General features: G+C 46.3%; 8 protein-coding genes. All 8 read left to right on the forward strand.

Features of this window, described 5'->3' with window-relative positions; translation table 11 throughout:
* The first annotated feature begins 77 nt into the window (after window positions 1–77).
* The 8 genes from ACMXYX_RS05655 (at window position 78) to recD (ending at window position 13,282) form a co-directional block, all read left to right on the forward strand.
* The gene (locus ACMXYX_RS05655) at window positions 78–1,064 is read left to right on the forward strand and encodes a GlxA family transcriptional regulator (RefSeq protein WP_415897871.1); all 987 of its coding nucleotides are present in this window, start codon (window positions 78–80) and stop codon (window positions 1,062–1,064) included.
* Window positions 1,061–2,236, forward strand: a complete 1,176-nt coding sequence (locus ACMXYX_RS05660) for an MFS transporter (protein ID WP_415897872.1) — start codon at window positions 1,061–1,063, stop codon at window positions 2,234–2,236. The genes ACMXYX_RS05655 and ACMXYX_RS05660 overlap by 4 nt, the downstream gene beginning before the upstream one ends.
* A gap of 9 nt (window positions 2,237–2,245) precedes the next feature.
* On the forward strand, window positions 2,246–3,025 hold the full coding sequence (locus ACMXYX_RS05665; protein ID WP_415897873.1) for a class II glutamine amidotransferase: 780 nt from the start codon (window positions 2,246–2,248) through the stop codon (window positions 3,023–3,025).
* Between the two features lie 218 nt (window positions 3,026–3,243).
* Window positions 3,244–4,248, forward strand: coding sequence for a diguanylate cyclase (locus ACMXYX_RS05670; protein ID WP_415897874.1), 1,005 nt, complete (start codon window positions 3,244–3,246; stop codon window positions 4,246–4,248).
* 54 nt (window positions 4,249–4,302) lie between these two features.
* Complete coding sequence (locus tag ACMXYX_RS05675) at window positions 4,303–4,512, forward strand: hypothetical protein (protein ID WP_415897875.1); 210 nt, start codon at window positions 4,303–4,305, stop codon at window positions 4,510–4,512.
* 146 nt (window positions 4,513–4,658) lie between these two features.
* Window positions 4,659–7,934 carry an exodeoxyribonuclease V subunit gamma gene (recC, locus tag ACMXYX_RS05680; RefSeq protein ID WP_415906618.1) on the forward strand — a complete coding sequence of 1,092 codons (3,276 nt, stop codon included), beginning with the start codon at window positions 4,659–4,661 and terminating at the stop codon, window positions 7,932–7,934.
* Window positions 7,927–11,448: an exodeoxyribonuclease V subunit beta gene (recB, locus tag ACMXYX_RS05685; protein WP_415906619.1), complete on the forward strand. Its 3,522-nt coding sequence runs from the start codon at window positions 7,927–7,929 to the stop codon at window positions 11,446–11,448. The genes recC and recB overlap by 8 nt, the downstream gene beginning before the upstream one ends.
* Window positions 11,441–13,282: an exodeoxyribonuclease V subunit alpha gene (gene recD / locus ACMXYX_RS05690; protein WP_415906620.1), complete on the forward strand. Its 1,842-nt coding sequence runs from the start codon at window positions 11,441–11,443 to the stop codon at window positions 13,280–13,282. The genes recB and recD overlap by 8 nt, the downstream gene beginning before the upstream one ends.
* Window positions 13,283–13,309 lie beyond the last annotated feature (27 nt).

Below are 13,309 nucleotides of genomic sequence, written 5' to 3' on the forward strand. Positions count from 1 at the left end.
ATTGATGACATTTGGGTTTCGCGTAATACTGCTATCACAGGTTAAAAACTTAGGTTTAAGAGCCGTGGGAGTATTACGTGAAAACTATTGCCGTTCTTGGCTATGCTGATTGCCAAATTCTCGATGTCACCGGGCCATTGCAGGTATTTGCATCGGCTAATCGGGCATTAGGGCAAGATTTCTATCAGATTAAAATCCTTGGGTTATCTCAAGAGCCTATAGTGACCAATTCGGGGATGCGCTTGGTTCCTGATCAGTGCTATTTCGATGCTACGGATATAGATACGTTGCTGTTTGCCGGTGGACGTGGAGTCGATCTACAGCGGCAAAATCAGGAGCTGATTAACTGGATACAGGAGCAGGCTAAGACTGTTCGACGAATTGGCTCGGTCTGCAGTGGTGCTTTCCTCTTGGCAGAAGCCGGTTTGTTGGCGGATAAAGAAGCCGTATCTCACTGGCAGTGTTGTGATTTGTTAGCCGAAGAGTTCCCTGATACACGTGTTAACTCCGATGCGATCTGGATTAAACAGGGCGATCTGTATACCTCGGCGGGTGTGACTTCTGGCATTGATCTGGCTTTGGCCCTAGTTGAGGAGGACTTAGGTCATGAGATTGCGATGGCGGTTGCACGAGAGCTGGTGGTGTTTATGAAACGCCCCGGTGGTCAGGCGCAATTTAGCACTCAGCTAGAAGCTCAATTAAAAACCACAGGGCCTGTTGCTAAGGCAGTTGCTTATATCGAACAGCATCTAAATGCAGAGCTTAATCTCGCCATATTGGCCGAGCATTGCTGGGTCAGTGAGCGGCATCTGTTTCGTCTGTTTAAAAGTGAGGTTGCACAATCGCCTGCCACTTATATCGAAAACAGCCGCTTAAGTTTGGCTCGGCAGTTATTAGAAAGCGGCGCATTGAATCTACAACGAGTAGCGGAACAGAGTGGACTAGTATCCGCTGACAATCTTCGTAGAGTGTTTATTCGTCGTTTAGGTATTAACCCAAGTGAGTATCGGGATCGTTTTGGTTCTGTGACTTGTGATCAAGCATCAAAGGATATTAATTCATGAATCTGAATGTTTTCTTGCTCTCCGGTTGCCAAGCCTTATTAACCACCGGAAATATACTTTTAGTCTCGGTGGTGGCTCTGATTGGTCAGAACCTAGCTGCAAGTCCTTCAATGACGACCTTTCCGGTGGCGACCCAGTTTATTGGTTTGATGCTAGCGACGATCCCTGCCTCTCTGATTATGCGCCGTATAGGCCGAAAAAATGGATTCTACTTAGGGAATTCGATCGGCATCTTGGGTGCGGCATTGTGTATTCTTGCCCTGCAAGGGGAGCAGTTTTATCTCTTCTCGTTTGGTACATTCCTTTTGGGGATAGGCATTGGCTTTGGTACCTTGTACCGTTTTGCGGCGGTTGAGGTGTGCGATGGTCAGTCGAAAAGTAAAGCTATCTCCTTAGTCATGGCCGGTGGTGTTGTGGCTGCCGTTATAGGGCCGCAGTTGGCTATCTACAGTCAGGATCTCTTAGGGGAAGCTGAGTTCGCTGGCGCTTTTGTTGGATTATTAGGCCTTTACGTTATTGCACTGTGTTTGCTTTTTTTTACTCATATTCCAAAAGAGGTTGCCACTGAGGATACTGCAACGGCACGTCCGTTGTTGACGATTGTTAGGCAACCCACCTTTATCGTTGCCGTTGTTGTGGCGATGGTGGGTTATGTGGTGATGAACCTGCTGATGACAGCAACGCCATTAGCAATGGCCCGTTGTGGCTTTACCTTTGCTCAAGCCGCTCATGTTATCGAGTGGCACGTGTTAGGTATGTTTGTACCGTCGTTCTTTACCGGCAGTTTGATCGCACGATTCGGCCTTAATCCTGTTATGTATGCTGGTGCTGTATTTATGTTGGCCTGCATTGGCATTAACTTGATGGGTGTATCTGAATGGCATTTTTGGACGGCATTGGTGTGTTTAGGGATTGGCTGGAACTTTATGTTTATCGGCGCAACTCAACTGGTTACCACAACTTATAGACCTGCCGAGAAAGCTAAATCTCAAGCAGCGAATGAGTTTTTAGTGTTTAGTATGGTGACAGTTTCCGCAATGTCTGCCGGTTGGATGGAAGCCGTATTAGGGTGGCAGGCGATGAATTGGATTGTTTTACCTTTGATCCTTTGGGCAGTAGCGGTTATTTTCTTTATAGGCCGCTCTCATTCTGAACCAGTGGCTGCTACCTAAGGAAGGAATATGAAGTCGCCACAATTTTTATCTATCGTGACCTCATCGCCAGTTAAAGTGAGATTGACAAATCTCCCTGAAATACAGGCTTTAGGCATCACTACTGTATGTGAATCTAACTTACAGCGATTTACTGCTATGGATAATAACAGGGCGTTGGGGCTTGCAGATTATCTTGCAGAAAACCCCGAAGAAACTGAGGTATGGTCTGCAGCGTTTTATCCTGAATTACCCCTTGAGGCCGTAGAGATACAACCTTATTCACGAGCGCAGCGTGGTTTGCCCTGTTTATTTTCCCAAGTAGGGGAGTTACCCGGCATTGAAGATGGTGATCGATTTCCTGTGGGGGATCAGTGGCCACTGAGTTGTAGTCCTCAAGAGCGAGCATTTAGCTTGTTGCAGGAGCGGATGCGCAAGCTCTGGAGCGAGGGGCGACCCGATGCTGAGATGAAATTAGCCTTAATGGCTGATTATGCCGGACGCTTAAACCGGTTAAGCGGTCACCACTTTATTCATTGGGACGGCGAGTTTCTTTTTGCCTATTCTGGTAACGAAACTGATCTTGAACCTTTGGCTTATCAGAGCTTTTCATTTAGAGAGCTTTGTTTGAATTATAGGGTAGATCTAGAGCTTTCTTCAGATGATCTTGTGACCGGTGTTATTGTCGCTTCTCAGTCTTTATTGGGCGACGAAGCTATTCCTATAAATCCGGGGAACACCTTATGTTTCAAGCAAGGGCAGCTATTTGAACAGTGTGAACCTGTAAGTTTTTGGGAAAGAATTGAGTAACTCATTCCCAAATCTAAATTGCAAACTTTTTCCAACAACCGCTTCCATTGTTGATCCAGCTTCTTGTTTTAATTTGTTTTTTAATATTCCTTCATAAAATCGAATAGTTGACTATATTTAAGTTACTTAAGGATATAGAGTAGTGGTATTACCAATTGAAATATTGGTCATACCTTTGACTGTTTGTTTTAGTGAGATGGTTAGGCGCAGTAACATTTATGAAGGAAAACGTAGTTCCGCAAGCAGGTATCCCGCCCATGGCAATCGTTGATATGACAGATCAATCGATGTTAATTCAAGTGTTTGATCGCATTGTCCTGCCAACCTTTGTGCTTGATAAAGACCACAGGATTATTTATTGGAACTCTGCTCTTGAAGCCATTAGTGGTCTTAGTAGAGAGGAAATGATTGGTACCAAGGATCAGTGGCGACCGTTTTATTCCTCAGCGCGTCCTTGTCTAGCTGACTTGATCCTTGAAGGCGGCAGAGATGAGGATGTTAAGCATTATTATATGAATAAGTGTCAGCGTTCTGAATTGATCGAAGGTGCGTTTGAGGCTGAAGATTTTTTTCCAGACTGCGGTGCTGATGGTGAGTGGTTGCAGTTTACCGCCTCCAGTATTGTCGATTCAGATGGCGAGCTCATCGGCGCTATTGAAACTTTCCAAAACATCAGTGGACGAAAGAAAGCTGAGTTTGAGTTGCTAGAACGAGAGCGTATATACAAAGAGTTGAGTATTACCGATAGTTTGACCGGTCTTCATAACTCACGACATTTTTATGATCAGATGGAAAACGCGTTAGAAACTGCCCGCCGTTACCATCACGGGTTTACCTTGTGCTTTTTCGATCTGGATGATTTTAAAAAGCTCAATGACTCCCATGGTCACTTGATGGGTGATAAGGTGCTCGAAACCTTTGGCGCTTTGGTGCGTTCTTCCTTACGTACGCTTGATAGCGGGTATCGCTATGGTGGAGAAGAATTTGCCATCTTGTTGCCATCAACCGATGTCGATGGCGCCGAAACGGTGGCAGAAAGGGTGCGTGAAAGTTTACAGAACTATCAGTTTATCTTACCGGATGGTGAAACCATTCGTTGTAGCGTTAGTACGGGCGTTACCGCTTATACCGTGGGTGATAGTGTACAGAGCTTGATGCAGCGTGCAGATAATGCGCTTTATAAAGCAAAAGAGCAGGGTAAAAACTGTATTGTCACAGTTTAGCTTTTCACAACCGCTTCTCTATGTAATCATCTGCCTCCGTAACTTGGAGGCAGTATGAAGAGTTTTCTTTTTTCTACAGATAATGATCGTGGTGGCGTAATTTTGTGTGATTTGGACACCTTGCCAGAAGCGGTCGACTATTTGAAACAACGCTTTAAAGGGGTTGTTCGAGTAGAGCAGGGCCGAGACTATTGGTCCGAGGAAGAAGGCTTTGCAAGTTTGCCCGCACCAGCTGAAGAAGATAACCCTCAAAGCAGCGGCTGATGGCTGTTCTACTACCTTGTTTATTCGAGTTAATCTTAGCGTTCCACAATAATTAGTAACTGACATTAAAAGTCCAGTTCAGTAAAGTAGATAGCTCTAATTACCAACCCTCGTTGGTGAGCAATTTTTACTGCATCAGGGCACGGATGTTTCAGGTTTATCACTCCAACTCGATATTGGTCCTTAAGGATCTCTTAGTTGAATTAATTCGACGCGACCCGATCGCGGATCCCTTTATCTCTGAGCAAATTCTGGTGCAAAGCCCAGGTATGGCGCAGTGGCTCAAGCTCGAGTTAGCACAGGCATCTGGGATCGCTGCATCCATCGATTTTCCTCTGCCGGCATCGTTTTTGTGGAAAAGCTTTTCCAACGTTTTAGATGATGTGCCAGAGCGCTCTGCCTTTACTAAGGAAGCCATGGCTTGGAAGTTGATGTTGGTGTTACCCGATCTGCTGACTCAACCTGAATTCCACCCGTTACAAACCTATTTGGCTGATGATGAAGAGGATTATCGCCTCTATCAGTTGTGCAATAAAATTGCTGATATCTTCGACCAATATTTGGTGTATCGTCCCGATTGGATCGCTGATTGGGAACAAGGCGGAAATCTAGCCGCTGCCCGTCATAGCTGGCAGCCAGTCCTATGGCGAGCATTGACCGATTACACCCTGTCCTTAGAGCAATCTCATTGGCATAGGGCCAATATGTTTGGCGATTTTGTAAAACTGCTTCGTCAACGCTCTAACCTGAAACAGTTACCGCCACGCCTGTTTGTCTTTGGTATATCAGCGCTACCGCAAAATTATATCCAAGCGCTACAAGCCTTAGGTGAGCAAGTTGATGTGCATCTTATGATTATGAACCCTTGTCGCTACTATTGGGGTGATATTCTAGATGCGGCTCAGATCGCGCGAGTTAACCGTCGCTGGTTTGGCAAACCCGAGCTAGAGATGAGCGAGTATGCACAAGGAAACCCGCTTTTGGCGTCTATGGGTAAGTTGGGGCGTGATTATATCTACCAACTGCAAGATAACGCGGTTGAAGAGATCGATGCTTTTGCTGAACCGGAAAGGCACTGTTTGCTGAACAGCATTCAGCAGGACATTTTGGATTTAGATAATCCGACCTCATTCCCTGAAGATCCAAGTCATAGCGAAACAAAACATAGCGTTGATGAGAGCGATCGCTCAATAGTGCTGCATAGCTGCCATAGCCCGCTGCGTGAAGTTGAGGTTTTACACGATCAGCTGTTAGCCAAATTTGAGGAAGATCCCGAGCTAAAACCCCGCGATATTATTGTGATGATGCCGGATGTGGCAGCTTACGCACCTTATATCGAGGCGGTTTTCTCCAATGCACCTTCTGAGCGCTACATACCATTTTCTATATCGGATCGCAGCAATCGTCAGGAAAATCCTCTGTTACTTAGCTTTGAGAAAGTGCTCAAGTTAAATAGCAGCCGCTTTACCGTATCTGATGTTTTAGAGTTACTGGAAGTACCTGCGATCTTGCGTCGATTTGGTTTGGATGATGATAGCTTCCTACGTCTTCGTTATTGGGTTGATCAAGTAAATATTCGTTGGGGACTGGATGCTGAACAACGCAGTGTCTGGGAACTGCCGCTGTTTGAGCAAAACAGTTGGCGCTTTGGCTTGCGCCGTATGCTCGCAGGTTATGCATTAGGCGAACAAACGGCTTATTGGCAAGAGGTAGCGCCATACACAGAAGTGGAGGGGCTCGAAGCTGAGCTACTCGGCAAGCTCGCTGATTTTATTGATCTGTTGGAAGAGGCGAAAACCTACTTCAGCCAGTCGCTCTGTTTAGATGAATGGGTTGCGGTGATTAACCAATTGTTGGAAGCGTTTTATCTTGCCGATGAGCAAGATGAGATCGCTTTGAACTCAATTCGTCAGACGCTACAAAATCTGCAAGAACAGCTATCAGATGCTGAATTTAATCAGCCGTTATCCTCTTTAGTAATTACCGATTATCTGTTGAACGGGATGAACCAACAGCGCTCATCCCAACGCTTTATGATTGGTGCGGTTAACTTCTGTACCTTGATGCCGATGCGTTCGATCCCTTTTAAAGTGGTTTGCTTGCTTGGCATGAATGATGGCGCGTACCCGCGGAGTATTCCTCCGGTAGGTTTTGATTTGATGACCGACTATCCGCGCAGAGGCGATCGTTCCCGTAGAGACGATGACCGTTATCTCTTCTTGGAAGCGATGCTATCAGCCCAAGAGCAGCTCTATATCAGTTTTGTTGGGCGTTCTATTCGCGATAATAATCCTATAATACCTTCTGTCTTGGTCAGTGAATTACTCGATTACATTGAACAGGGTTATACCTATGCTGCTGATGCCAGCCTGCCATATACCGATAGTGGTCAAAAACTGAGGCAGTCGTTGATCCAGCAGCACCCGTTAGTTGCTTTTAGCCCGCACTACTTTGCTGAGCACTCGCAGTTGTTTAGTTATGCCGCTCAATGGTTACCCGCTGCTGGGGCTGATACTAAACCTCTACTGAAATTTATTAATCAGCCGTTGGAAAACGAAACGCTAGCCGAATTAGAACTCTCCGATCTGATTCGCTTTTTGAAGAGCCCGTGTCGCAGTTTCTTCAATCAGCGGTTGAAAGTGTATTTCAGTCAGAGCGAGATCGAAGCACAAGACGAAGAGCCGTTCGCGCTGGATAATCTGGAATCTTATCTCATTAAGCAGCGTTATCTAGATACGGCGTTGGCAGAGCAGTCGCTGGATCAACTGGATCAAACGGTATTAGCTGAGGGTATTCTTCCGGTTGCTCAGGCGGGTGAGTTAACACTGCAAAAAATACGTCATGACTGCGAAGAGCTTGCAGAGAAGATTCGACCTCTATGTGAAGGCACCCCTGAGCGAGTTGAAGTAAATTTGGATCTGGATGGTGTACGTTTACAAGGCTGGATTGACCATTGCTATCCAGATCATTTGTTGCGCTATAGACCGGCGCAAGTCAATGCGCGGGATCGCTTATCTACCTGGGTCGAGCATCTTGTTCTGTGTGTACTGGGCGCGCGCAAAAACACGATCTACCGCGGTTTGTCCGGTAAGGCGTTCTATCGCCAAGTTGAATCTACAGAAGCGCGTCGTTTGTTAACCGAGCTGGTGGAGTTTTATCAGCAGGGGATGACGATGCCACAAGCGTTTGATGCTTCATTGGCCCATGATTATTTTGTGCAACGAGCTAAAGATCCCGATAAGGCTTTGCAAAGCTTAGAAAAACGTTTCTACGGAGACAGTTTTAGCATCGGGGTTTTAGACGATCCTTATGCGCGTCGGGCATTCCCCGATTTTAATCAATACACCGAACAGTTTGTTCCTTTGGCGGAAGCCGTGTACGAGCCGCTACTAGCCTATGTAGAGGAGGGCAAAGATGACTAGTGTACTTCCGCTAGAGCCGTTTACTTTTCCTCTGAAAGGACAGCAGCTCATAGAAGCCAGTGCTGGTACCGGTAAGACCTACACGATCACAGCCTTGTATCTGCGTTTGTTGTTAGGCCAAGGGGATATCAGTGATAAGCCGTTAGGACCTGATCAGATCTTAGTTGTGACCTTTACCGAGGCTGCGACAGAGGAGCTTCGAGACCGTATCCGCAGTCGAATAGTCGATGCGCGAAATGCTTTTCTGTTACCATATGTCAGTGATCCGTTTTTAGATCAGCTAAAGCAAGATACAGCGGATCATGAACAGGCGATCAAACTGCTAGAACAAGCGATTCGGCAGATGGATGAAGCGGCGATTTTTACCATCCATGGTTTCTGTCAGCGGATGCTTAAACAACATGCGTTTGAAAGCGGTTCGTTATTTGAGAGTGAACTGACCCAAGACGATCAGAGCCTGATTCGAAGTGCTGCGATCGATTTCTGGCGCAATACCATCTATCCATTATCAGGACCGCTTAGTAGTTTGGTGATGCAGTATTGGTCGAACCCCGAATCACTGATGATGGAAATACGTGGTTTATTGAGCCGCAGTGTTCGGGTAACACCGGATTTATCGGATCAAGATCTAGCCGAGGCTTATGAGGCAAGGTTAGACGCGCTGAATGAGTTCAAGCAAGCATGGCTACAGAATGAAGATGATCTGGTTGCGCTGGTTCAAAGCTCAGGGGTAAACAAGCGCAGTTATACCAAAGCAAATCTCCCTAAATGGATTGCCCAGATCGATGATTATGCGGCATCAGAACAACTGGAGCCGAATAAGAAGCTAGTTACAACACTGCAGAAATTCACCTCTTCAGTGTTGCAAGAGAAAACGCCAGAAGGTGCTGAATATCCGCAGCATCATCTGTTTGAGCAGTTAGAAACCCTGTTAGAGGGAGCGGTTCCGGTTAAAGAGATACTGTTGAGTCGTGCATTGAAAGAGGTTCGACTCCGTTTAGCCCGAGCTAAAAAGCAGTATCAGGTGCAAACCTTTGATGACTTGCTGATCGACCTGCATCAAGCGTTATACAGCAATAGTGGTGAAAGCTTAGCCGGTGCTATTTGTGATCAGTTTCCGGTCGCAATGATTGATGAGTTCCAAGATACAGACCCACTGCAGTACGGTATTTTTTCAACGCTATACAAAGATGTAAATCGACATGCTTTAATCATGATTGGTGACCCGAAACAGGCGATCTATGCCTTTCGTGGTGCCGACATCTTTACTTATATTCAGGCTCGTCGCCAAGTACCGCAGACATTTACCTTAGAGACTAATTGGCGTTCGACCACGCCGATGGTTGAAGGGGTAAATCATCTTTTCCAATCTGCGGACTCTGCTTTTATCTACGATGAAGATATTCCATTTATCCCTGTTAAAGCAGCGGATAAAGGTGTTAAACGCTTAAAAATTCAAAACGTCGAGCCTCCCGCTTTAACCTTATGGCATCAAGAAAGTGATGAGCCGCTAAATAATGCGCAATACTTAGCGACTTATGCTCAAGCTACGGCTTCAGAAATAGACCGCTTATTGTCTGGTGATACGCTGATCGGAGATCGCAAATTACAAGGCTCGGATATTGCTGTGCTGGTTCGAGATCGTTTTGAAGCAGAAGAGATTCGCAGGGCTTTAGCTGTCTATGAGCACCCTTGTGTTTACTTGAGTAACAAAGATTCCGTTTTTAAATCTAAAGAAGCGATCGAACTCTCTTTGCTGTTAACGGCAATTGAAAATCCGATAAATGATCGGGCGCTGAAAGCTGCATTGGCAACAGAATTTATGCAGCTCGATATGCATGATCTCGATCGACTGAATCACGATGAATTAGGTTGGGAGAAGGTGATCACTGAGTTTAGTGATTATCGTGATATATGGCTGCGCTTAGGCGTGTTGCCTATGTTAAGTCGACTGATTCATCAGCGTAATCTAGCTGCAATGACGCTTGAACAGGTATCCGGTGAGCGTCGTTTAACAAACATGCTGCACCTGGCAGAACTACTGCAACAAGCGAGCGCTGAAAGAGAGGGCATAGCTGGATTGATTCGTTGGTTTAACGAACAGATTTCACAGCCTTCTGGTGGTGGTGACGAGCAGATTTTACGCTTAGAAAGTGAGCGAAATCTGGTCACTATTGTGACCGTGCATAAATCGAAGGGGTTGGAATATCCAGTGGTATTCTTGCCTTTTGCTTGCCGTTTTAAAGAGCAGAAAAGTGCTTTTTATCATGATGAATCAGGCGAAGCCGTTTTAGATCTTAAAGCTGAACCGGAAGCGCTGGAAGAAGCGGATAAAGAACGTCTGGCTGAGGAGCTACGACTACTCTATGTGGCTCTAACCCGAGCGGTTTATAGCTGCTATATCGGTATCAGTCATATCAAGATCGGTAATAGTAAGAAGTCCCGATTGATTGATAGCGCCTTGGGATATCTTCTCCTGCAATCGGGGGGTGAGTTGGATGAAGCCTTACAAACTCTCGAGCAGCACGCTGCTATCCAAGTCTTAGCGCCGCCAAATTATGGCTCTCAGAAAGATCTATTTGCGGTTGAGGAAGAGAAAGCGGCGCAGCTAGAAGCACGTAATTTTGAGCGTAAAATCGATCGCGATTGGCGTGTCAGTAGTTATTCCGCACTGAGTAAACATCAGGCTAGTCATATACCTGAACTTCCAGGGTTGGATCTGGAAGTGGCTGCAGAAGGGCAGGAACAGGTCGAAGAGGTTATTCCTGACGAAGACAATATCTTTACCTTTCCTAGAGGCGCCAATGCCGGCACCTTCCTGCATAGCGTCTTTGAAGAGATCAGCTTCGCGCGATATCAGCAGGTCATGCAGGAATCGGATGAGTACCGCAATCAACTTCAAGATCAGCTACAGGTAGCAGGCTACGAAGAGCGTTGGCAGCTTGTGATCGAAAAGCTGATAGTAGATGTCCTCGCAACGGATCTTAATGGGCAAGGGCTGCGCTTAAACCAGATCAACGACGAAGACCGGCTGGTGGAGATGGAGTTTATGCTCAGTGCAGAACACATCACGGTAGGGCGATTAGAGTCGTTGATTCGTCGCTACGATCCTCTAGCGGCTAAGGCTAAACCGCTCGCTTTTGAGCCTTTAAGAGGCCTTTTAAAAGGCTTTATTGATCTGCTCTTCCGTGATGGCGAGAAGTACTATGTCTTGGATTACAAATCTAACCACCTAGGTTATGAGGCTTCCTGTTACACCCAAGAGGCGATACAAGAATCGATGATTGATCATCGCTACGATCTGCAATATCTGCTCTATACCCTCGCGGTGCATCGATTACTGAAGCAACGTATACCTGATTACGATTATGAACGGCATTTTGGCGGCGTTTATTACTTGTTCCTCCGTGGGATGGACGGTGAAAGCTCCAATGGGGTGTTCCATGATAAACCGGATATCGAATTGATTGAGAAGTTGGATCTAATGTTTGCCGGGGAGGTTGTTGATGTCTAATGCATACCTACCCCAGCTGAAACAGTGGTCGCAAGAAGCGATCATTCGTTCTGTCGATTATCAACTTGCAGCGTTCGTTGCTGAACAAAAGCCTGATGATTCAGCATTACCGCTACTTGCCGCTTTGGTTAGCTTTGAGTTGGCCTCGGGTAACGTGTGTCTGCCTTTAGAGAGGTTGATCTCACCAAAAGGCTATTGGTCTGAAGAGATAGTGGCTTTAGTCGAGTCTATCGATTGGAAGGCACTAAAACCTGACGCTCGTCTGTTGATGGTGGGGACTAATGGATCGCTAGAAAGTGCGCTACTGGTTTTAGATCAGGGGCGTTTCTATCTTCATCGATACTGGCAATATGAGATCCAAGTCGCCCAACAGTTAAGTAAACGTACTGTGCCTGTTGATGTGGATCTACCTTTGTTGGGCAATCATCTTGCACAACTTTTCCCAAAACAAGACGAAGAGATCGACTGGCAGAAGGTAGCGGCAGCGGTCGCGATTCAGAAGCGTTTCTCGGTAATCAGCGGTGGTCCGGGTACAGGTAAAACCACAACGGTTATTAAACTGTTGGTTCTGTATATTCAGCAAATGCAGGCTAGGGGCGTAGATATCAATATCCGCTTGGCTGCCCCTACGGGTAAGGCCGCAGCGCGCCTAGCTGAATCGATTAACTCAGCAAAACAGAAACTAGCATTACCTGCCGAACTTGCTGATCTGGTGCCTTCGGAAGCCAGCACACTTCATCGTTTATTGGGTGTTATTCCGAATCAGATAGGTTTTCGTTACCACGGGGATAACCCGTTGCACTTAGACCTGTTGGTGTTGGATGAAGCATCGATGGTTGATCTGCCTATGATGGCGCGTCTATTGGATGCGCTGCCTGATCACGCACGACTAATATTGCTTGGGGATAGAGACCAGCTAGCGTCGGTAGAAGCGGGGAATGTTTTAGGCGATATCTGTAGTTGGCCGGGAGAATTGGATTACAGTGCTAATCAACAACAGGTATTAACTCAGTTAGGTGCATTTCCGCAGGCCGAATCGTCCGGTTCAGTTCAATCTTTTTCAGATTGTTTGGCGCTTCTACGTAAAAGCTATCGCTTTGATGATAAAAGTGGCATCGGCTATATGGCGAAAGCGGTTAATTCGGGCACTGTTGAGCATGTTAAGCGAGTGATGGCTAAGGGTTTTGAAGATCTCAATAATCATTACCTGACTCGTGACAGTTACGAAGAGATGATCAATCTGGTTGTTTCTTTTTACAGTGAACTGTTTAGTCATGTTAATCCAGAGGCTTCACCCAAACACTTGTTGGATCGTTTAGGTGAATTTCAGCTGCTGTGCGCGCGGCGTGAAGGTGTTTATGGGGTAGCTGGTCTGAATGAGCGTATTCAGCAAGAGCTTCGCAGCAGGGGCTATATTAAAGGCTCTGATACCTGGTTTGCTGGTCGACCGATTATGATCACCCGCAACGATCCTGCACTGAAATTGTTTAATGGTGATATCGGGATTGTACTTGCCGATGATAGCGGAAAGCTAAAAGTGTGGTTTGAATTGGATGGCGAGCTACGTAGTGTGCTTCCAAGTCGCTTGCCTGAGCATCAAACTGTGTTTGCGATGACTGTACATAAAAGCCAAGGCTCTGAGTTTGATACGGTCGCGTTTATTTTACCGCCGGACGACAGTCCTTTGCTGACGCGAGAGCTTTTGTATACGGGGATTACCCGAGCACGTAAAACCTTGCACTTATATGCGACTAAGGCTGCCTTATTTGCTTCTACAGAGCGGAAAACGGAAAGATCGGGTGGTTTAGCTGTGAGGTTATGGGACGGTAGATAAAAATAAAGCCTGATCAGGTTATGTACC

The sequence above is a fragment of the Neptuniibacter sp. QD72_48 genome (assembly GCF_047778065.1).
Lineage (GTDB): Bacteria > Pseudomonadota > Gammaproteobacteria > Pseudomonadales > Balneatricaceae > Neptuniibacter.